The sequence below is a fragment of the Vibrio ezurae NBRC 102218 genome (assembly GCF_000467185.1).
Lineage (GTDB): Bacteria > Pseudomonadota > Gammaproteobacteria > Enterobacterales > Vibrionaceae > Vibrio > Vibrio ezurae.
This window is the reverse complement of sequence record NZ_BATM01000039.1, coordinates 1-21601: the sequence shown is the minus strand read 5'-3', so window position 1 is coordinate 21601 and position 21601 is coordinate 1. Positions and strand designations below refer to the sequence as shown.

General features: G+C 43.2%; 20 protein-coding genes and 1 other annotated feature. Of the genes, 7 read left to right on the top strand and 13 right to left on the bottom strand.

The window, feature by feature from the left end; all coding sequences use genetic code 11:
- Window positions 1-9: 9 nt before the first annotated feature.
- From prfB to xerD, 4 genes are all read right to left on the bottom strand, one after another.
- Window positions 10-1108 (bottom strand): peptide chain release factor 2 gene (gene prfB, locus VEZ01S_RS12590; protein ID WP_119005721.1). Its coding sequence is split into 2 segments (ribosomal slippage): window positions 10-1032 and window positions 1034-1108, totalling 1098 coding nucleotides; the frame shifts between segments, so codons are not numbered across the junction.
- 117 nt (window positions 1109-1225) lie between these two features.
- Window positions 1226-2965 carry a single-stranded-DNA-specific exonuclease RecJ gene (gene recJ, locus VEZ01S_RS12585; protein WP_021714424.1) on the bottom strand — a complete coding sequence of 580 codons (1740 nt, stop codon included), beginning with the start codon at window positions 2963-2965 and terminating at the stop codon, window positions 1226-1228.
- A gap of 65 nt (window positions 2966-3030) precedes the next feature.
- On the bottom strand, window positions 3031-3771 hold the full coding sequence (gene dsbC, locus VEZ01S_RS12580; protein ID WP_021714423.1) for a bifunctional protein-disulfide isomerase/oxidoreductase DsbC: 741 nt from the start codon (window positions 3769-3771) through the stop codon (window positions 3031-3033).
- Window positions 3772-3822: 51 nt separating this feature from the next.
- Window positions 3823-4716 carry a site-specific tyrosine recombinase XerD gene (gene xerD / locus VEZ01S_RS12575; RefSeq protein ID WP_040890877.1) on the bottom strand — a complete coding sequence of 298 codons (894 nt, stop codon included), beginning with the start codon at window positions 4714-4716 and terminating at the stop codon, window positions 3823-3825.
- A 134-nt stretch (window positions 4717-4850) separates the two neighbouring features.
- On the opposite strand from xerD, the gene fldB reads away from it, so the two are divergent.
- From fldB to srmB, 3 genes are all read left to right on the top strand, one after another.
- Complete coding sequence (gene fldB, locus VEZ01S_RS12570) at window positions 4851-5369, top strand: flavodoxin FldB (RefSeq protein ID WP_021714421.1); 519 nt, start codon at window positions 4851-4853, stop codon at window positions 5367-5369.
- Window positions 5370-5498: 129 nt separating this feature from the next.
- Window positions 5499-6224 carry a tRNA1(Val) (adenine(37)-N6)-methyltransferase gene (locus tag VEZ01S_RS12565; protein WP_021714420.1) on the top strand — a complete coding sequence of 242 codons (726 nt, stop codon included), beginning with the start codon at window positions 5499-5501 and terminating at the stop codon, window positions 6222-6224.
- A gap of 74 nt (window positions 6225-6298) precedes the next feature.
- On the top strand, window positions 6299-7519 hold the full coding sequence (srmB, locus tag VEZ01S_RS12560) for an ATP-dependent RNA helicase SrmB (protein WP_021714419.1): 1221 nt from the start codon (window positions 6299-6301) through the stop codon (window positions 7517-7519).
- Between the two features lie 149 nt (window positions 7520-7668).
- Here the strand turns inward: srmB and VEZ01S_RS12555 are convergent, their stop codons facing one another.
- The 3 genes from VEZ01S_RS12555 to VEZ01S_RS12545 form a co-directional block, all read right to left on the bottom strand.
- Entirely contained in the window at window positions 7669-8223 is a 555-nt protein-coding gene (locus VEZ01S_RS12555) for a GNAT family N-acetyltransferase (RefSeq protein WP_021714418.1), read from the bottom strand.
- 74 nt (window positions 8224-8297) lie between these two features.
- On the bottom strand, window positions 8298-9071 hold the full coding sequence (gene yaaA / locus VEZ01S_RS12550; protein ID WP_021714417.1) for a peroxide stress protein YaaA: 774 nt from the start codon (window positions 9069-9071) through the stop codon (window positions 8298-8300).
- A gap of 170 nt (window positions 9072-9241) precedes the next feature.
- The gene (locus tag VEZ01S_RS12545; RefSeq protein ID WP_052032229.1) at window positions 9242-10768 is read right to left on the bottom strand and encodes an alanine/glycine:cation symporter family protein; all 1527 of its coding nucleotides are present in this window, start codon (window positions 10766-10768) and stop codon (window positions 9242-9244) included.
- 391 nt (window positions 10769-11159) lie between these two features.
- Here VEZ01S_RS12545 and VEZ01S_RS12540 point away from each other — a divergent pair, with 391 nt between their 5' ends.
- Window positions 11160-11348, top strand: a complete 189-nt coding sequence (locus tag VEZ01S_RS12540; protein WP_021714415.1) for a DUF3545 family protein — start codon at window positions 11160-11162, stop codon at window positions 11346-11348.
- A gap of 121 nt (window positions 11349-11469) precedes the next feature.
- Here VEZ01S_RS12540 and VEZ01S_RS12535 read toward each other — a convergent pair whose 3' ends face one another.
- The 3 genes from VEZ01S_RS12535 to nfo all read right to left on the bottom strand — a co-directional run bounded on the left by VEZ01S_RS12535 (window position 11470) and on the right by nfo (window position 13866).
- Window positions 11470-12021, bottom strand: a complete 552-nt coding sequence (locus VEZ01S_RS12535) for a hemerythrin domain-containing protein (RefSeq protein WP_021714414.1) — start codon at window positions 12019-12021, stop codon at window positions 11470-11472.
- Between the two features lie 70 nt (window positions 12022-12091).
- On the bottom strand, window positions 12092-12772 hold the full coding sequence (gene ung / locus VEZ01S_RS12530; RefSeq protein WP_021714413.1) for a uracil-DNA glycosylase: 681 nt from the start codon (window positions 12770-12772) through the stop codon (window positions 12092-12094).
- Between the two features lie 242 nt (window positions 12773-13014).
- A complete protein-coding gene (gene nfo, locus VEZ01S_RS12525) occupies window positions 13015-13866 on the bottom strand; it encodes a deoxyribonuclease IV (protein WP_021714412.1) in 852 nt (283 codons plus the stop codon).
- Window positions 13867-14183: 317 nt separating this feature from the next.
- On the opposite strand from nfo, the gene grcA reads away from it, so the two are divergent.
- Window positions 14184-14561 carry an autonomous glycyl radical cofactor GrcA gene (gene grcA, locus VEZ01S_RS12520; protein WP_021714411.1) on the top strand — a complete coding sequence of 126 codons (378 nt, stop codon included), beginning with the start codon at window positions 14184-14186 and terminating at the stop codon, window positions 14559-14561.
- A gap of 137 nt (window positions 14562-14698) precedes the next feature.
- On the opposite strand, the gene thrC is transcribed toward grcA, so the two are convergent.
- Genes thrC through thrA form a run of 3 tightly spaced genes read right to left on the bottom strand, consistent with a single transcriptional unit; the run spans window position 14699 to window position 19400 of the window.
- The gene (thrC, locus tag VEZ01S_RS12515; RefSeq protein ID WP_021714410.1) at window positions 14699-15979 is read right to left on the bottom strand and encodes a threonine synthase; all 1281 of its coding nucleotides are present in this window, start codon (window positions 15977-15979) and stop codon (window positions 14699-14701) included.
- The gene (gene thrB, locus VEZ01S_RS12510) at window positions 15976-16938 is read right to left on the bottom strand and encodes a homoserine kinase (protein ID WP_021714409.1); all 963 of its coding nucleotides are present in this window, start codon (window positions 16936-16938) and stop codon (window positions 15976-15978) included. The genes thrC and thrB overlap by 4 nt, the downstream gene beginning before the upstream one ends.
- Before the next feature lie 2 nt (window positions 16939-16940).
- Complete coding sequence (thrA, locus tag VEZ01S_RS12505; RefSeq protein ID WP_021714408.1) at window positions 16941-19400, bottom strand: bifunctional aspartate kinase/homoserine dehydrogenase I; 2460 nt, start codon at window positions 19398-19400, stop codon at window positions 16941-16943.
- 27 nt (window positions 19401-19427) lie between these two features.
- Window positions 19428-19543: a sequence feature (Thr leader region), on the bottom strand.
- A gap of 280 nt (window positions 19544-19823) precedes the next feature.
- On the opposite strand from thrA, the gene VEZ01S_RS12500 reads away from it, so the two are divergent.
- Both VEZ01S_RS12500 and arcA read left to right on the top strand, forming a co-directional pair.
- Window positions 19824-20336, top strand: a complete 513-nt coding sequence (locus tag VEZ01S_RS12500) for a hypothetical protein (protein WP_021714407.1) — start codon at window positions 19824-19826, stop codon at window positions 20334-20336.
- 405 nt (window positions 20337-20741) lie between these two features.
- Window positions 20742-21458: a two-component system response regulator ArcA gene (gene arcA / locus VEZ01S_RS12495; protein WP_021714406.1), complete on the top strand. Its 717-nt coding sequence runs from the start codon at window positions 20742-20744 to the stop codon at window positions 21456-21458.
- Window positions 21459-21601 lie beyond the last annotated feature (143 nt).

The window sequence follows — 21601 nt, the reverse complement described above, 5'->3', positions numbered from 1 at the left end:
TAACCCTTATTACAGTCCAGACTTAAGGCTGGCTTCGATAAATTTGTCTAGGTCGCCGTCTAAAACGGCTTGCGTATTTCGGTTTTCTACACCAGTACGAAGATCCTTGATACGAGAATCATCCAGTACGTATGAGCGAATTTGGCTGCCCCATCCGATGTCGGATTTTGCATCTTCGTTTGCTTGTTTCTCAGCATTTTGCTTTTGCAATTCAAACTCAAACAATTTCGCACGTAGTTGCTTCATTGCTTGGTCTTTGTTTTTATGCTGAGAACGGTCATTCTGGCATTGAACCACGATATTGGTTGGTACGTGCGTAATACGTACCGCAGACTCAGTGGTGTTAACGTGCTGACCACCAGCACCAGAGGCGCGGTATACGTCAATGCGAAGATCAGATGGGTTAATATCGATCTTAATGTTGTCATCAATCTCAGGATAGATAAATGCAGAAGCAAATGAAGTATGGCGACGACCGCTAGAATCAAAGGGTGATTTACGCACTAAACGGTGTACACCGGTTTCAGTACGAAGCCAACCATAAGCGTATTCACCGGCAATACGTACTGTTGCACCTTTAAGGCCAGCAACATCACCATCGGATACTTCAATAACTTCAACTTTGAAGCCTTTCGCTTCTGCCCAACGTAAGTACATACGCAGCATCATTGAAGTCCAGTCCTGAGCTTCTGTACCACCAGAGCCTGATTGCAAATCAATGTAGCAATCGGAAGCATCATGGTCGCCAGAGAACATGCGGCGGAATTCTAACTTATTCAGTTTCGCTTCCAGCTCAGCCAGCTCAGGCTCGATTTCATCAAAAGTTTCTTGATCTTGTTCTTCAACCGCTAACTCTAGCAAGCCATCCACGTCTTCAACACCTTGATCGAGTAAATCAATGGTTTCAACGACAGCTTCTAGTGATGCACGTTCTTTACCGAGTGCTTGAGCACGCTCAGGTTCGTTCCATACATCCGGTTGTTCAAGTTCTGCATTTACCTCTTCTAGACGCTCTTTCTTAGCGTCGTAGTCAAAGGTACCCCCTCAGGACATTAGTGCGTTCAGACACATCCTGTAGGCGGTTTTTGATTGGATTGATTTCAAACATCTTTGGCCAATATTTTGAATAGAAAATAACCGCGGAATTTTACTCAAAAATGTGAGCAAGATACAGAAATATTTTAAAGATAGTCAATTCTCTTGATAAGAAACAACAATGACGGTACTAGGCGACATCAATATGCTCGACCATCAACTGCAATGACTGATTGCCTCTAAACTCATTGATATCAAGACGGTATGCTATACGCACTTTGGTTGTGGCCGGATCAGGCCAGCGGCGCAAATCCACATTAAAGGCAATCGCATCCACCATAATGTTAGTGCCATGGGATTTATGCAGAGGTTCAAGCATCAACTTCAAGTGTTTTTCACCGACCAACTTTTGATGCAGAACTTTAAATTCGCCATCAAAAATCGGCTCGGGAAACGCTTGCCCCCATGGACCGCCATTACGAATTTCTATTGCGGTGCTCATTGAAAACTCTTCTGGCGTTAACTCTCCATCAGACAGCACTATCCCTTTAAGGGCATCTTCACCCACCTCATCACGCACCGCTTTATCAAACAGTTCACTGAACTGTTTAAAATCTTTCTCTTTGATGGTTAAGCCTGCCGCCATGGCATGCCCACCAAACTTTAAAATAAGCCCAGGATTTTGCACGTCGATTTTATCGAGTGCATCACGCATATGTAGCCCTTTGATAGAGCGACATGAGCCTTTAATTAAGCCGTCTCCGCCATCGGCAAAAGCAATCACAGGACGATGGAATTGATCTTTAATGCGCGAAGCTAAAATGCCAATCACCCCTTGGTGCCAATCATGTTGGAACAAGGTGATGCCATAGGGCATCTCTTGGTCTTTGCTAAACTGAATTCGCTCGCAAAACGCCATGGCTTCTTGCTTCATACCCTCTTCAATTTCGCGACGAGTAATATTGAGCGCGTCTAATTCAGTAGCCATACGTCTAGCAGCATGAATGTTGTTACTCATTAACAACTCGACCCCAAATGACATGTCATCTAGTCGCCCAGCAGCGTTAATTCTAGGACCTAAAGCAAATCCGAAGTCTGAGGCAACCAAACGGCCAGGAGTTCGTTTTGACACTTCAATCAAAGCTTGTATACCCGGGCGGCCATGTCCGGCGCGAATGCGTTGTAAACCTTGGTGTACTAATATGCGATTATTTTCATCTAGTGCCACAACATCGGCCACCGTACCAAGTGCCACCAAATCTAAAAACTCAGTAAGGTTTGGCTCAGCAATACCCATTTGCGCAAACCAACCTTGTTTACGCATTAGTGCTCGCAACGCAATCATCAAATAGAACGCGACACCGACACCGGCTAGCGCCTTTGAAGGAAAGCCGCATTCATTTAAGTTTGGGTTCACCATCGCATCGGCGTTGGGCAATACATGCCCCGGTAGATGGTGGTCGGTCACTAGCACCTGTAGACCGCTTTCTTTGGCAAAACGCACCCCTTCGATAGAAGAGACGCCATTATCGACCGTCATGATCAGATCAACACCCATTTCAATGGCTTGTTCCACCACTTCCGGGCTAAGGCCATAACCATCTTCAAAGCGGTTTGGCACCAAATAGTCCACGTTATTTGAGCCTAACATTCGCAGTGCCATCACTGACAGCGCCGAAGAGGTCGCACCGTCAGCGTCAAAATCTCCCACCACAATAATGCGCTTATTATTTTGAATAGCAGAAAACAACAGCTCTGCGGCAGACTCAATACCAAAGAGTTTTTGCGGAGCTAATAGCCCTTTTGCGCCTCGCTCTAATTGCGAAATAGATTCGATACCGCGAGCGGCATAAATACGCCTCATCAGAGCAGATAACGAAGTGGGTAGGCTTGAAACATCAGCAGGGGGACGGCGTTTAATTTCGATCATGTCTTATCAATATTGTTCTAGAGTAATAAAAAAGCGCTGTCAAAACAGCGCTTCGATACATCATATTAGTTTTGCGATTGCAGTCTGGCTAGTAAATCTTTTGGTGATAAGTAACCACCGACATTGATACCTTTTGCTGTGTATACCGCAGGAGTGCCTGACACACCAACGGATTTACCCACTTGGTAATGTTTTGCAATCAACGATTGGCACTGCTTGATGTTATCTGTTGATACTTCTGCATTTTTACCACGCAACTTCATATCACTCATTGCTTGAGCAGGGTCGTCATGACACCAGATATTTGCCATTTGCTGACCCACTTGGCTTTGTGGACCAGAGCGAGGGAATGCCAAATAACGAACCGTAATACCCAGCTTATTGTACTCCGCCATTTGACGATGCAGTTTTAAACAGTAGCCACACGAGGTATCGGTAAATACCGTGACCACGTATTTCTCATCTTTCGCTTTGTAGACAATCATTTCATCGCTCAGGCTTTCTAATTGCGTCGCAATTTTAGGCCCTAAACGCGCTGCCGTGACATCTTTGAAATTACCGTCATTATCCAGTGAATAGAGCTTACCCGGAATAAAGTAGTCCCCTTTTGGAGTCGCATAAAAAGTCCCTTGCGTGGTAGTCACTTCAACTAGACCATCAATACCAAGAGATTCCACCTCCGTGACAGAAACGCCAATTTTAGCAAAACGCTCTTTAATTTGGGCTTCATCAAACTTTGCAGCACTAACACTAAACGCCACTAACGAGCAGATAACTAAGCTAAAAACTCGACATAAACTCTTCATACAATTTCCTACTAAATAAAAAATATTGAGTGCGATTGATTGTCACTAACATCACGCTCTTGGGTGGTGGTGCTGATGGATTTGCTTCAACCTTTCGGTAGCAACATGAGTATAAATTTGGGTTGTTGAAAGATCACTGTGTCCCAATAACATCTGTACGACACGTAAATCTGCACCATAGTTCAATAAATGAGTTGCAAAAGCATGTCTCATTACGTGAGGAGACAAAGTCTCAGTATCAATACCCGCTATTACAGCGTAGTACTTTATACGATGCCAAAACGTCTGACGGGTCATTTGCCGAGCACGCTTGCTAGGAAAGACGACATCCGATGAATGTTCTCCCATAAGGGCAGCTCGCCCTTGAGTCAAAAAACGTTCCGTCCAGTCAATGGCATTTTCACCCATTGGCACTAAACGCTCTTTACCGCCCTTACCCACGACGCGCACAACCCCTTGACGTAAACTCATGTTTTCCATTGTCAAACCCACTAGCTCCGACACGCGTAATCCAGTGGCGTATAACAGCTCCAACATCGCTTTATCACGAAGCTCTATAGGGTCATCAATATTGGGCGCACTGAGTAAACTCTCTACTTGTTGTTCACTAATATCTTTAGGTAATCGTTTAGGTAACTTGGGACGAACTAATAATGCACTAGGATCATCCGTTCGCACTTTTTCACGGTATAAATACTGAAATAGGCGACGCATTGCCGATAGCATGCGTGCACGGCTTGATTGAGCGAAGTTCTTATCCGCTAACCAAACTTGATACTCTAATAACTCTTCAGGACTGACAGAGGTAATATCTAAACCTTTGTGCTCTAACCACTGAGAAAGCTTACTCAAATCTAAACGATAAGACGCTAAGGTATTTTCTGATAAACCTTTTTCCATCCATATAGCGTCTAAAAATTGTTCTATAAGATTCTGATTTAACACGCTATAAGACCTACAATTCTCAAGATAATATCCTAAAGTATACAAGCATAACTGTGATTGCTAGAGCCGAACACTGAAACTTATTAAAAATAAGGGTAGAATCAAAAGTATGACAATTAGCTGTAATTAAAATAATGAAAATAGGACTATTTTTCGGCTCAACTACCTGCTATACCGAAATGGCTGCGGAAAAAATTCAACACATTATTGGAAGTGAGATTGTAGATCTATACAACGTAAAAGATACGCCACTTGCTAAAATGAACGACTATGATTTTTTAATTCTCGGCATTTCCACATGGGATTTCGGTGAACTTCAAGAGGACTGGGGAGCATTATGGCAAGACATCGATGGCATTCCGCTAACCGACAAGCACGTCGCATTGTTCGGCTTAGGGGATCAAGAAGGATATGGCGAATGGTTTCAGGATGCGATGGGACTACTTCATCAGCAGCTTCAACCAAACAATCCTAACTTTTTAGGTTACTGGCCTACCGATGGTTATGAGTTTGAAGCGTCTAAAGCATTAACAGCCGATGGCACTCAATTTGTCGGTCTCGCTCTCGACGACGCTGCGCAGTATGAGTTAACCGATGAGCGAATTGCCACTTGGTGCGAGCAAATTCTTACCGAATATGCTGACGCCTTGTAAGCAATAAACTCATTGATAAATTTAGGAGGCTGTTTCTATCGCCTCCTGATAAAGCGCCCCATCACTTCAACTCACATATTCTTTAAGCACCTATCGCCTTAGTCTGTGCCAACAAAAAGCCTTAAATCGATGAAAGCCAACACTAAAAATTTTCAATTTAAACAATTTACTATTTGGGGTGGTCACAGTGGTATGCCCGTGAGCACGGATGGTGTGTTATTAGGTGCCTGGGCAAAACTATCTGACCGTCGTCACCTTTTAGATATTGGTACAGGTACAGGACTGCTGACACTGATGTGCGCGCAAAGACAGCCAAACCTGCTCCTCACCAGCATTGATATTGACCCGCATGCCACTGAGGCAGCGCAGACTAATTTTTCGGCAAGCCCTTGGGCTGAGCGCATCACTTTACGACACTATGATGTGAGCGCTTTTACTCGCGACAACCTAGCTCAATTTGATGGCATCATTTGCAATCCTCCTTACTTTAATTCAGGAGAGCAATCTGCATGGGTAAGCAGAGCAACAGCCAGACATACCAGCACGTTATCTCACCCTGAATTATTAAGCTGTTGCGAAAAGCTCCTACAACCCCAAGGCACAGCAAGCTTTATATTGCCCAGCGTAGAAGCCGAACAGTTTATCGAGCTCGCTATTGCGCAAAAATGGCAATTAACCCGACTGTGCAAAGTAAAAACGACCGCTAGAAAAAATCACTCACGTTACTTATTTGAGCTACAACTAATAGAGTGTACGCGCACTAAAACCGAAGAAAGTGAGCTGATTATCCACCAAAACGAAGGGTACAGCCGTCAATTTGTTGCTTTAACACAGAGTTTTTACCTAAAGATGTAAATAAGAGTGTGACCAGCATCACCATTAAACTATAATACTTTCTTTTATCATCCACCCGTTTGCGGAGCACTGCAGTGTTAAGAACTTTTGCTGAGTTAGATTTAGACCAATCCCTTATTAAAGCCATAGAAGAAATAGGCTTTGAAAGACCAACAAAAGTACAAAGTGAAGCCATTCCTCAAGCATTGGACGGAAAGGATATCCTTGCATCTGCGCCAACAGGAACGGGCAAAACCGCCGCTTTTGTACTGCCTGCGTTACAATACCTTCTGGACTTCCCGCGTCGCCGTGGCGGACCTGCTCGTGTATTAATTCTAACGCCAACTCGTGAATTAGCGATGCAAATCACCGAGCAAGCAAAGCAGTTAGCGAAACACACCAACTTGAATATTTTCACCATTACTGGTGGTGTTATGTATCAAGACCACGCTGATATCCTATCAACGACTCAAGACATCGTAGTGGCTACTCCAGGGCGCTTGATGGAATACATCAATGCTGAGCGTTTTGATTGCCGAGCTATCGAATGGTTAATTTTGGATGAGGCTGACCGCATGCTCGATATGGGCTTTGGTCCTGTTGTAGATCGCCTATCTAATGAATGTCGCTGGCGTAAACAAACTTTATTGTTCTCTGCCACACTTGAAGGCAAAGGCGTTGCAGGCTTCACCGAAGACCTATTAAAAGATCCTGCCGAAATCGATGCACAATCATCGTTAAAAGAGCGTAAGAAAATTCAGCAATGGTATCACCGTGCTGATACCCCAGAGCATAAGCTAGCACTGTTAAAGCACATCATTACAGAACAAGCGGATAGAAGCATCATCTTCTTAAAAACCCGTGAACGTCTTGCTGAGCTACGCCAACAACTGGACAGCGCTCAAATTCCATGTAGCTGGATTCAAGGTGAAATGCCGCAAGATCGTCGCAATAATGCCATTGCTCGTTTTCGCGATGGACAAGTAAACGTCTTGCTAGCAACAGATGTTGCCGCGCGTGGTATTGATCTGCCAGACGTAAGCCACGTCATCAACTACGACCTACCTCGTACCGCTGATGTCTACTTACACCGTATCGGTCGTACAGCTCGTGCGGGTAAAAAAGGAAATGCTGTTTCACTCGTTGAAGCACACGATCAATCGATGATTGAACGTGTAGAACGATACACGAAAGAAGCGATCAAAGAACGTTTCATTAAAGATCTTCGTCCAAAACATAAGAAGCCTGTTTTCAAGAAGAAAAAGAAACCGGCCGCTAAAGCTAAAACAGCGACGAAAGCTAAGAAGAAAAAATAATAAAAATCCCCGACCAGAGTGTCGGGGATTTTTTTGTCTCGCGATTAATATTAACGCTTCAGAAGGGCCGCACCTAAAGTCATCATACTCACCCTTGATTGCATACCTAGCCTGCTACTTTCAATTAAAAAAGACGTTAAAGGCAATGCCTAACGCGTTGCCTTCCATTGCTGTTGGGTGATTTTATACAAACAATGCCAACTGAGCGTAGAATTCACATCAAGTCGTGGGTGCTGAAAATTAGCCTGCGTATCCAGCATTCCTATTTTTTGCATGACTCTTTGAGACGGAAGGTTTACCAAAGCAGTAAGGCTGTATACTGCGTCGATATTAAGATGTTCAAAGGCATACTCAAGTACCGCTTCGGCGGCCTCACTGGCAAAGCCTTGCCCCCAATAACGAGCATGTAGACGCCAAGCAATTTCCTTAAAAGGCTTTACTAAAATCCCATCTTCAGCCGATCGTTGCTGCAAGCCAAGAATGCCGACAAACTGCTTCGAGAACCTTTTCTCAACCACCCACATCCCCCAACCTTGCAGCTGTAATTCTTCGGACAATCGTCTTGCCGATTCAATGCTTTGTAGAGGAGTTAGACAGCTTGGAAAAAATCGCATGACTTTAGGGTGGCGATTCATTTCGATAAAGTCATTAAAATCAGAAGGAGTCCAAGGTCTTAATCGCAACCGATTGGTCTGCAGAATCATGAATCCCCCTTCTTCATAGCGATGGGTTTACCCCTTTAGATAGATTGGCCCTAAAAGGGTTAATGCCAATGAGCTTATTGCTGATCTCTTTTAAAGACTAACTCTCTTGCCGTTGAGTCAGTATCACTAAAATAGTAACCCGCACTATCAAACAACTTTAATGCCTCAAGACTTTCCACTTGATTTTGAATGATGTACTTCGCCATCATGCCACGCGCTTTTTTAGCGTAGAAACTGATGACCTTATACTGACCATTCTTTAGATCTTTGAAAACAGGTGTAATCACTCGCCCTTGTACATTTTTTGTTTTTACCGATTTAAAGTACTCATTGGACGCCAAATTAATTAACACATCGTCCCCTTGCGCTTCTAAGGTGTCATTCACCTTATCCGTAATTTGATCGCCCCAGAAGTGGTATAGGTTACTGCCTCTTGCATTGTCTAACTTGGTGCCCATTTCTAAGCGGTATGGCTGCATAAGATCCAGCGGCCTCAATAAGCCATACAATCCGGATAGCATGCGAAAATGTTTCTGAGCGTAATCAAAATCTTGCTCAGTAAAGCTTTCAGCCTCAAGGCCGGTATAGACATCGCCCTTGAAGGCCAAAATGGCAGGACGTGAATTCTCTGGAGTAAACGTCGTGCTCCATTGTTGAAAACGTGCCACATTTAGCCCTGCGATTTTATCACTGACCTTCATCAGACCGGAGACGTCCGCAGGCGTCAGTTTTCGACAAACATCAATTAACTTTGCTGACTCAGAAATGAACTCAGGCTGGGTATAACGTTCCGTCGCCAGCGGTGACTCATAATCCAATGTTTTGGCAGGTGAGACTAAAATCAGCATATCAGTATCCTTTGGTGAGAGATTCTTTGCATACTCCCCTAGAGTATAAAAAAAGCCGTGCTAAGTCAGCACGGCTTTTACTATTGTTTCAATTGGAGATGTCTATGACTTAACCATTAGCGTGTAATTCTAACAGGCTAAAGAGTTTGCCAATGATTACTGCTTACGGCTTAGTGATTACTGCCCTTGAGGCTATGCTTAGGGTTATTCCGTGCCACTTGCGCTTTCAACGCTTCGTGATCATCCCAAATACCTTGCTCAAGCTGAGAGTGAAGCTCAGGAAAGTTTTTCGCATCAAAAGTAGGCACTAAACCGGCTTTTAACTGCTGGTTATAATCTTTTGCCAACTTAACTACTATGCCCGATAGCAACAAAATAGAGACCATGTTCACTATCGCCATTAAACCCATCGATACATCGGCCATTGCCCATACCATAGGTAACGTCGCCACGGCACCAAACAAAACCATACCCAGCACAACTACACGGAAGAGATTCAAACCTGCCTTATGGCTGTGTCGTAAAAAGATCAGGTTGGTCTCAGCGTAAGAATAGTTTGCAATAATGGAGGTGAAAGCAAAGAAGAAAATCGCCACCGCAATAAAGATACTGCCCCACTGACCCACTTCAGCGCTCAATGCTCGCTGAGTCAGCTCAATCCCTGTCACTTCACCATGAGGTACGTATTCACCAGAAACAAGAATGATCGCGACCGTTGCCGAGCAGATCACTATGGTGTCCGTGAATACACCCAACATTTGCACATAACCTTGCGATGCAGGATGAGGGGGATAAGGCGTCGCAGATGCGGCCGCATTCGGAGCTGAACCCATACCCGCTTCGTTAGAGAATAGGCCACGTTTAATACCATTGATCATGGCTTGTGCAATCGCATAGCCCACACCACCTGCTGCGGCTTCTTGAAGACCAAAGGCACTCTTAAATATTAGCGCGATCACATCAGGCACTTTATCTAAATTACTGAACATCACAAACAAAGCAAGACAGAGATAGGCCAGTGCCATAATCGGGACAATAAGCTCAGCTGTACGAGCGATTTTGCGAATGCCACCAAAAATCACAAATGCAGAAATGAGGACGATGAAGGCTCCACCTAACAGCGCATTCTTATCAAATGTAAATTCACCAATAGACATTGGGTGCGCAGGGATCTCAAAGGCATGAATCACCGCATTCACAATTGAGTTGGCTTGTACGGCATTAAAAACTAAGCCAAATGCAATGATCAGAAATACCGAGAAAAGTACCCCCATCCAACGCATACCAAGCCCTTTCTCCATATAGTAGGCAGGGCCGCCACGGTAGTTTCCGTCCTCATCTTTGGTTTTGTACAACTGCGCAAGTGAGCTTTCAGCAAAAGAAGTCGCCATACCTAGCATAGCAATGAGCCACATCCAAAAGATCGCTCCAGGGCCACCGACGGTCAGCGCAACCGCCACTCCAGCCATATTGCCGGTACCAACACGAGCCGCCAAACTAGTACAAAGTGCTTGAAAAGATGAAATACCTGCACTGTCTGCTTTACGACTGTTTTTTAAGACACTGAACATGTGTCCAAAATGTCTAAACTGGATAAAGCCAAGGCGAATAGTAAAATAAATACCACCACCGACAAGCAAGTAAACAAGAATCGATCCCCAAAGAAGATCATTCATTAAATAAATTACGTCAGCCACATAAACCTCGTGCACAAAAGGGCTCTATAGAGAGCGAAGAAATGGTTGCTACTGGTTTTTCGATTTAGACCTGAGTAGTGTAGGAAGAAAACCCCACCTCATACCATTATTGGAATTTAATTTTGCGAGCGCATCATGCCGATATAATGTTGAGAAATCAAATCAGACACCACAATGTTGGATTTTCATACCGACAAATAAGCAAAATCGGCTTAAAACACCATCATTGACACATTATTTTTACCTTTTGTACATATTTGCTAAACACTTCAAAGATAACATCATGCTGTTCATGATAAAAATGTCGTTAAGTTTGCCAAATGGGCAATGTGTTTAATTGTCCATCAAAAACAAACTGAAAGTACTTAATTACAACTAAAAGGGATAGCTTATGGATGGCTTGCAACTTGAAAGTATCTTTGATGAAACAGAAGAACGAGCACCTCGCAGAGCTCGCTCAAAGCCAGTAAAACGTAAATGGCGTGAAATTGAAGCGATAAAAGACCGCCAGAGACTTCAACAGGAATTGATGGATTTGGATGTATGTAGCAGTTATCGATTAGAAGATATTAAATTATAGACAGGCACACTCACTCTCAGTGTTAAGTCAATTTTCATTCGGTGACATCGGTACAGTAAAGGATGGGGCTTCCCCATCCTTTTTTAGTTTTTCGCTCACAAAAACAGAACACTCATGCCAATTAGCTGAGTTCCTCTTCGGTTTGTTTTATGCGATCCGCCAGTTGTTTATATCGATCAGCAATCGTTTCACCAAATACAGGATCATCCTCTTGTTCACCCCACTGTGTTTCCAAGTGTTGCCAATCTGTTGTAGTTAGCGTTTTATTGATCAAAGGTAAAATTTCATGCTCTTCAAGATCAAGATGAAGCTTTTGACTGCGAATGAAGGTATCGAGTTGATCAGCGAAAATATCCAATGGCACGACCGCATCTTGCAGAATCATATCCACCATATCCAAAAATTCATGCGTTGTTTTAGAGAGTGCTATATGTTCAGCCTCTAAATTGCTGATTTTGTCATCCGCACCATACTTATCATTAAAATATTGATAAATAAGATCTTCTTTTGGATGATGTGTTCTCTCAGAATGCTCACAAAAGTAATCAACAATCTCTTTGAGTAACGAATAATTGATGGGCTCTTCGCTTTTGACTTGCTTGAGCTTTCTTTTTAATATCGCCAGCATACGAACCATATAATCGTGTTCACGCTGGATTCTTTCAATCATCATGATCTATTCCTCCATACCTACAACTGTTTAAAGTTTACGCGATCATACTACATTATGTTTTAACAATTCGTTAAAACAGTGTGGGATGAGAGCTCGGTATTTGCCAGTTGATCACGCTTTTCCCCTGTTGTGCGAGATATTGATTGGCTAACGAAAAATGCCGACACCCAAAAAAGCCACGTCGTGCAGACAAAGGTGAAGGGTGACTTGAAGTCAGAACACAGTGCGTACTCGTATCAATATCAGCTCCTTTCTTCTGCGCGTGAGCGCCCCACAGCATAAATACGATATGTTGCTGCTGGCTCAGAAGATGCTCAATGGCACGCTGGGTGAAGGTTTCCCAGCCACTTTTAGCGTGTGAATGGGCCTGACCCTGCTCTACCGTTAATACCGTGTTAAGCAAGAGTACGCCCTGCTCAGCCCATGACTTTAAGTAGCCATGATCTGGTGTATTAAATTCAGGGATATCTTGCGCTAACTCTTTGTAGATATTACGCAACGAAGGGGGGATTTTATTACCGGGAAGAACTGAAAAGCTCAATCCATGAGCTTGATTGGGGCCATGATAAGGGTCCTGCCCTAAAATCACGACTTTAACTGTATCGAGAGGCGTTGCTTCAAATGCAGAAAACACATCTTCAGGGTTTGGATAGATGACCTTTCCACTTAAACGTTCTGCGTCAATAAATGCTTGTAAGGCACAAAAATATTCTTGTGAACGCTCAGCCTCAATAAATTCTTGCCAACTCACCTAATCTACTCCGTTACTGTTCGTAAGAGAGAAAATATTGGCACAATGTTGGTCAATTAGATATTACTTCTTCTTCGGTGCTTGATGAGAAGATCGATGATGTCCTTGCCCACGCTGATTAGGACGGGCTTGAGGTAATACAAAGTTCGCGTAAAACATGACACACTCCAACATACATAGTGACTTCGTCAAATTATGTAATGAAAGAAGTGTGCCAACAATCCGCTTATTTGCAAAATAAGTTACATAGAAAACGCACGCATAGCTTGAATCTCACTTTCCCATCGTTCAGGCTCAGTGGTCTCTAGAATTAGCGGTATACCATCAAAGCGAGAGTCTTGAGAAATATACTTAAAACAGTCCCAACCAATCTCACCTTCACCGAGACAATGGTGCCTATCAACCTTTCCACCCAACGCAATCTTTGAATCATTAATGTGCATTGCACGTAAATAGTGCATACCGACGATGCGATCAAACTCAGCAAATGTATCATCGCACGCCTGCTTTGTTCTTAAGTCGTAACCTGCGACAAAGGTGTGGCAAGTATCAAGACAGACGCCAACACGGCTTTTATCTTCTACCTGTTCAATGATTGCAGCGATATGCTCAAACTTCCAACCAAGATTCGTTCCTTGTCCCGCCGTATTCTCTATCACAGCAATCACATTCGGCACCGCCTTGTGGGCTAAGTTAATAGATTCAGCAATACGTGTAAGACACTCACTCTCAGAGATTTTCTTTAAATGACTACCGGGATGGAAATTAAGCAATGTCAGACCTAATTGTTGGCAGCGCTCCATTTCGTCGATAAATGCTGCGCGGGATTTTTCTAGCTTCTCTTCTTCTGGCGCACCAAGATTAATCAAGTAAGAATCATGAGGAAGGATCTGCTCTGAAGAATAACCTAAGGCAGTGCAATTTTTCTTAAAGGAATCGATGCTTTTTTGTGTTAATGGCTTTGCCACCCACTGACGTTGATTTTTGGTGAATAAAGCAAATGCGTTAGCCCCAATCTCTTTGGCTCGAATTGGGGCATTCTCGACCCCACCAGCGGCAGAAACATGGGCACCGATAAACTTATTATTTGACATGGAAACTCTCACTAACTACAAAAACGACAACATTCAAATGGTTATGCTCAACCCGAATAGCAATAATTTTGATACAAATGTTGTTAAAAAACCACACATTAACATTTAAATGCGCACAGGTTGTTAATTTATATGACGTAACCCTATGAATTAATTAAAAGTTGATCCTAATCATGGAAAACACCCCAAAAAAAATGCGGTTTTTAGTTGTTTTTTGACTTAAATCAATATTAAAATGGCAAACATGCAGTGAGCGAACTAAAAACGCTCCAAGTTTATCCGTAAATCTAACCCACATATGTGGCTGAGGAGAAATCATGATCAAAGGTATTCAAATTACAAAAGCAGCAAACGATGAGCTTTTAAACTCTATCTGGCTACTAGATTCTGAAAAGAACGAAGCTCGTTGTGTTGTTGCAACGTCTGGTTATGAAGCAGATCAACTGATCGCAGCTTCAGATCTAGGTGACTTCGAAAGCCGTGAAGTAGCTATCGAAAAAGCACCAAAAGTAGAAGGCGGTCAACACCTAAACGTGAACGTTCTTAAACGTGAAACTCTTCAAGATGCAGTTGCTCACCCAGAGAAATACCCACAGCTAACTATCCGTGTTTCAGGTTACGCTGTACGTTTCAACTCTCTAACTCCAGAGCAACAACGTGACGTTATCGCTCGTACTTTTACTGAGTCTCTATAATATAGATTTCCAGTAAAATGCAGAAAAGCTTGGCAATTGCCAAGCTTTTTTTTGCGCTAAGCAAAGCCTAAACATAAAAAAACGACGCCTTAGCGTCGTTTTTATGTTCAATATTCACCCATTGACTATGACGGGTATTACTGTACTTTTCTTAATACCGCTTTTAGCAATTCAAAGTCATTGGCTAAGTCTTCAGATAACAGCTCCATCTGCGCATGTTTTGCTAGGGGAGCAGGCAGTTCAATATCACTACCGAGTATGTCATCCACCACTTCTTTAAACTTAGCTGGGTGCGCGGTACATAAGAATAATCCCGTCTCACCTTCAGCCAATTGCTCTTGCAAAGAGCGATATGCAATCGCTCCATGAGGCTCACACAAGTAACCTAAATCATTAAGCTCTTGAACACTCGCCGCACTTTGCGCATCCGTTACCGTGGCACTGCCTAATGTGTCTAAGCCCCACCCTTTACGCTGGCACAGCTCTTCAATGCGAGGCCAGTTATTAGGTTGACTCACATCCATGGCATTCGAAGTTGTTGCAATCGTTGGTTTTGGCTCCCACTTACCCGTTTTTAGGTAGCGAGGTACTGTATCGTTAGCGTTTGTTGCAGCAATAAAACGTTTAATTGGTAAACCTAGCGCTTTGGCTAAAAGACCCGCGGTTAAATTACCAAAATTACCACTTGGTACAGAGATCACCAAGTTGTCTCGCTCTGCTTTATCAAGCTGAGCAGCGGCTTCAAAGTAATAACAAATTTGCGCCATTAAGCGGCTGATATTAATTGAGTTTGCTGAGTTCAAACCAATTTCTTGGCGAAGCGCTTCATCATCAAACGCTTGTTTCACTAACGATTGGCAATCATCAAAGTCACCCGCTATGGCAACGGTATGGATATTTTTACCCAAAGTACAAAACAGCTTTTCTTGTAGCGGGCTGATTTTACCTTTTGGATATAGGATAACCACATTGATATTTGGCATCCCATAAAAAGCATGCGCTACCGCAGCCCCCGTATCACCAGAAGTCGCAGTCAAAATTGTAATTTGACCACCTTCTGAAACGGTCGCCAATGACTGTGCCATGAAGCGGCCGCCAAAATCTTTAAACGCTAACGTTGGACCGTGGAATAGCTCTAACGCGTAAGTCCCGTCTTTAACTTGCTTAATCGGAGCTGGGAAGGCAAAAGCAGAGCTCACCATATCAGACACTTGAGCTTCTGATAGTTCATCACCAATCAACGCAGACAGAATTTTACTGCTTCGAGGAATGAAGTCCTCTTCAAGCAAAGCATCGATATTTTCTAGTGCCGGAATATCCGTAGGGAAAAATAGCCCTTGGTTACGACCTAAACCTTGTCGAACAGCCTGTCCAAATGAGACCTGCTCGTCGTTTTCTTTGATGTTATACAGCTTCATAATTTACTTCCTGTTCCCTTCGAGCCCTGCTGATCTATTTTGCAGATGTGCACGAATCCTTCATCATTTTGTACGTAATTGACTTCAAGCCAAGCTTTTACGCGTTCAGCCACTTCTAAACTATCACAGATAGTAAACATTGTGGGACCACTTCCAGAAATTCCCGAAGTGAGTGCGCCCACGGTTTCAGCGTACTCTCTTGCTTCAGGGAAGCCTGGTAGCAATCGCTGTCTATAAGGTTCTGCAATAACGTCTTTTATCATTTTAGCCGCTAGGTTTGCCTGACCAGAATAGCTTGCATGAATGAAGCCAGCCAAATGGCGACCGTGAGAAATGATGTCTTGTCTGCGATATTGAGCCGGTAAAATTTCACGAGCAGCGGCCGTTGAAACATTAATTCCCGGGTAAGCCATCACCCAATACCAATGCTCAAAGCTAGGCACTTCTTGGCTAATAATACCCAGCTCTTCTATCATCAGTTGTACACCACCAAGATAACAAGGTGCGACGTTGTCATAATGCACGCCCCCTGAAATTTCACCTTCCATCTCACCCATCAAGGCTAACAACTCGGTTTCGTTCAGCGGCTGGTCATGAAACTGATTTAAAGCATCTAGAGCGGCAACAATAGAACAGGCACTAGAACCTAACCCAGAGCCAATAGGCATGTTTTTCTCAAGCGTCATTTCAAGATGACGCATTGTTAAGCCTTTACTGACGACTTCTCTCGTAAATACTTGCCAACAACGGTACACAATGTTTTGTTTAGCATCAGCGGGCAATTTACTGACAAAACGCCCGGCTGTTTTTAATGAAAACTCAGACTCTCCGCAGGCAACCATTACTCTATCTCCAAGTAATGTGCCATCTACAGGAGAGACGGCTGCGCCCAATACATCAAAACCGACACTGACATTGCCGATAGATGCAGGAGCATAAACGCAAACACTCTCTTTCATGTTTAGATCCCTAACTTCCAACCTAATGTACGCATAACATCAGAGAATACACCCGCTGCGGTAACCTCTGTACCCGCACCGTAGCCACGCATAACCAATGGAATTGGTTGATAATAACGGCTGTAAAATGCCAACGCATTCTCACCATCTTTAACTTTAAACAGTGGATCGTTTTCATCCACAGCCGCGATAGCAACTCGACATTTACCATCCGCAATCTCACCCACATAGCGAAGAACTTTGCCCTCTTTTGCCGCCTCTTGAGAAAGGTTGGTAAAGTAGGCATCCGCCTCTGGTAAACGCGTCACAAACTCAGCAATAGATCCTGAATCATCAAAACCCGGTGGTAATGCTTGGTCAACAACGACATCTTCAAGCTCAATGGACATACCGGTTTCACGAGCGAGAATTAATAGCTTACGTGCCACATCCATTCCTGAAAGGTCATCACGAGGATCGGGTTCAGTAAAACCGTTGTCCATCGCGACTTTCGTCGCCTCACTCAACGTCATACCTTCATCTAGTTTACCGAAGATAAAAGACATTGAGCCCGATAAGATACCGTTAAATTTAACCAGTTCATCACCAGCATTAATGAGGTTCTGTAGGTTCTCAATAACGGGTAAGCCCGCACCTACGGTCGTTTCGTACATCAATTTACGTCTTGATGAACGAGCCACCTGACGCAATTGATGGTAATAAGACATGCTGGCGGTATTTGCCTTTTTGTTTGGCGTCACGACATGGAAACCCGCTTGCAGGAAGTCAGCGTACTGACCTGCAACGTTTTCACTAGAAGTACAATCCACCAATACTGGGTTAATAATGTGGTTGCGCTGCACCATGGCGCTGAGAGATTCTACGCAGAACGTCTCGCTGGCATTCCCCATGCGATCGCGCCACTGCTCTAGATTTAACCCTTCACCATTGAGCAACATGCCCTGACTATTTGCTAACGCACACACTCGTATTACGATGCCTTTTTTAGCCAGCTTTTGTTGCTGACGAGCGACTTGGTCAACAAACTCACCGCCAACACCACCGATACCAACCACAAATAGGTCAAGGAAGTGCTTAGAGTTAAAGAGGTTCTCATGACACGCCTTAATTGCTTTCGATATTTTTCCTTCAGGGATAACCGCTGAAATCGCACGCTCAGATGAACCTTGAGCAATGGCCACAATATTGACATTCACTTGAGTTAAAGAAGTAAAGAACTTAGAGGCTACGCCACGGGATGTGCGCATGCCATCACCGACCAAGGTCAAAATAGCCACATCGTTGATGAAGTCTATTGGCTCTAATAGGCTCTCTTTGAGTTCAAGCTCAAACGCCTCTTCTAGTACTGTTTGAGCACGTAAGCGATCAGCGGCTTCAATACAAAAGCTAATACTGTACTCAGAAGAAGACTGAGTAATCAGTACAATCGAGATACCCGCAGAAGACATCGCGCCAAATACGCGGCTTGCCATACCAACCATGCCTTTCATGCCAGGACCTGACACATTGACCATTGTTAGGTCATTTAAGGTGGTGATACCTTTAATATCTAAATTGTCTTCCCCTGTATCTAAACCGATCAATGTTCCTGGACCTTGAGGGTTAAAGCTGTTTTTAATCAAGCAAGGAATATTAAACTGGGCAATCGGAGCAATGGTTTTGGGATGTAAAACAGAAGCCCCAAAGTAAGACAATTCCATCGCTTCTTGATAGCTTAAAGATTTAAGTAAACGAGCATCTTCCACTAAACGAGGATCACAGTTGTACACGCCATCGACGTCTGTCCAGATTTCACAACAATCCGCGCGTAAACAAGCGGCTAAAACGGCAGCTGAATAATCAGAGCCATTTCGGCCCAAGGTCACCAACTCACCTTTAGCATTACCTGCCGTAAAGCCTGGCATTAAGTGCACTTCATTTTTTGGCAACGGTGACTGCACAAAGTTTTGCGTAGACACTTCAACATCAACCATTGCTTCCAGGTAATCACCCTTTGCGTATAAGTACTGCACAGGGTCAATCAGCCCCGCAGCTTGCCCTTTGGCTTCAAGTACCGCTTTCATTAAACGAACCGATACTTTTTCACCTTTACTGATAATGCGGGCGTTGACGTTATTTGGACACATGCCCAGTAACTGAATGCCTTGAACAAACTCCACTAAGTTACCCAAAGACTCTTCAATCTGTGCAGAAAATGCCTCTAGCTGAATGTTGGGTAGCTCTTGCTTGATATTATTCGAAAGTTCAACAAAAGAGTTTCGCAACTCAATGATTTGAGGCTCGACGTCTTGTTTCTCTAGCGCAGAATTGATAATTGCGACCAGTTTATTGGTGGTTTTCCCTGGAGCGGATAAAACGACCGCCAACTCTTCTTGATCCGCATTGTTCGCAATAATGTTCGCCGCTCGCAAAAACCTATCTGCATCCGCTAACGACGATCCTCCAAACTTTAATACTCGCATTCCATTCTCCCTGAGCTAAAAATCGCAATAAAAAAGGCCTGTATCTGGTGGGATACAGGCCTTTTTTGTAAAAGTTTTCTTTCAGCAGCCTGCCCCAACACTGGTGGTGTCGGTAATAATGATTCGGGTAATCAGGCTACGTGTGTTTTTCATTCGTGTTTTATCAGTTTTCTATATATGTCTAACTCTAGAATTACCTATTTTGCTTTAATTCGTCAATGATAAATTAACAAAAATAGACATTTTTTCAGCTTTGACAACAAAAACGGCGAAAAAGTATAGTTGTTAAACCTCTAATTTTGAAATCAGAGCGACTATTCCCTAGGCCGGATAAGATAAACGAATAAATTATAACCACAATAATGGCAATTCCTCTTTTCCACACCCATAATTGATACTCTTCAAGGACTGAATGGGGGCAAAATGCGAGCATACTTTCGTCATCAAATACGTTTGATTGTCTTCGCGTTAAGTCTTTTTTTTACCGCACAAGCCTACAGCGCCCCAGATTATGAGAATGCCGTAGCCGCCGACTCTGGCGCGTATTCTCTGAATAATGACACCCCACATCGCTTCTTTATGTCGGCTATTTCGGGCTCTGGAGAGCAATTTGACGAGTGGAAAGTCGATACAGGCTATGCATACTCAGTTTTCGAAAATGTTGACTTATACGTTGCCACACGAATTTCCAGCTCCACAGACACTCATTCTAGCCGCGGATTTCTCAGCGGAGTCAACTATCATTACAGCAATAAATTATCTCTAAATAGTGCCATCTATGCATCGCCGGACGTAGACGCCATAAGCATTCGTGACTATATGGGGGCAGAATTGTCTGGTAAATATATGTTAACAGAAAGCTTGAATTTGAAGGCCACTTTGGACTACGAAGAGTGGCAAAGTGCTATTGAAGTGAAACTTGGTTTTAGTTTTTAAATATGAAATGTGTACAGATTTTACACTCGTGCAACTATTGCACGTTGTAGTCATTTGATGAATACTACCGCCCAGCACAAAATATCGATATTGATCACAGAATCTAGAGCTCTTTTCGCTTATTTGTTAAAAATAACGATTGATATAAATCAATAGAGTAAAATATATTAACAACAATTGATTGTTAGAAAGCTGTTAACTCGGTATGATGCGCAATTAATTTGGCTAAGAATGAAGGTACTGTTGGATTTTAGGTACCTTGTTACATTTCCAAGGAGGGGGATATTAAGGTGCAAAGAGATCATATTGTGCATTTGATATGCACATAAAGTGACAACCTTGACGTTATTTTTTGCCTAAAATTTATATTTTTAAAATCAATTACACATAGTTTAGGTAGAGCCAATGCAAACCCCTAACATTCTTATTGTTGAAGACGAACAAGTTACTCGTAGTACACTAAAAAGCATATTTGAAGCCGAAGGATACAGCGTATTCGAAGCAACAGATGGCGACTCTATGCACCAAGTCATCTCTGAAAATCCAGTAAACTTGGTGATCATGGATATTAATTTGCCAGGAAAGAACGGCTTACTTTTAGCTCGTGAACTAAGAGAGCAAGCAAATGTTGCTCTTATGTTCTTAACTGGACGTGACAATGAAGTCGATAAGATTTTAGGTCTTGAAATTGGTGCTGATGATTACATCACCAAGCCTTTCAACCCTCGTGAACTGACCATTCGTGCTCGTAACCTTCTTTCTCGTTCTATGAGCGTAAATAAAGAAGATGAAGAGAGCAAAAACGTTGAGAAATACACATTCAACGGTTGGGTTTTAGATATTAACAGCCGTTCTTTGGTCAACCCAAATAACGAAAGTTACAAACTTCCTCGTTCAGAATTCCGTGCACTGTTGCACTTTTGTGAACACCCAGGAAAAATTCAAACTCGCGCAGAATTATTGAAAAAAATGACAGGACGTGAGCTTAAACCTCATGACCGTACTGTAGACGTTACGATTCGTCGTATTCGTAAGCACTTTGAATCAGTTGCGGGTACGCCTGAGATCATTGCGACTATTCACGGTGAAGGCTACCGTTTTTGTGGTGATTTAGACGCATAATCAATATCAGTATTGATGATAAAAACCCAGCTTTCATGCTGGGTTTTTTTAGGTCTAATCGATTATACCATCACTGAAATAAAGCGCTCAAAAGCCACATTTTAACAAGTGGGAATGATCGGTTAATAATACCAATCGTACTA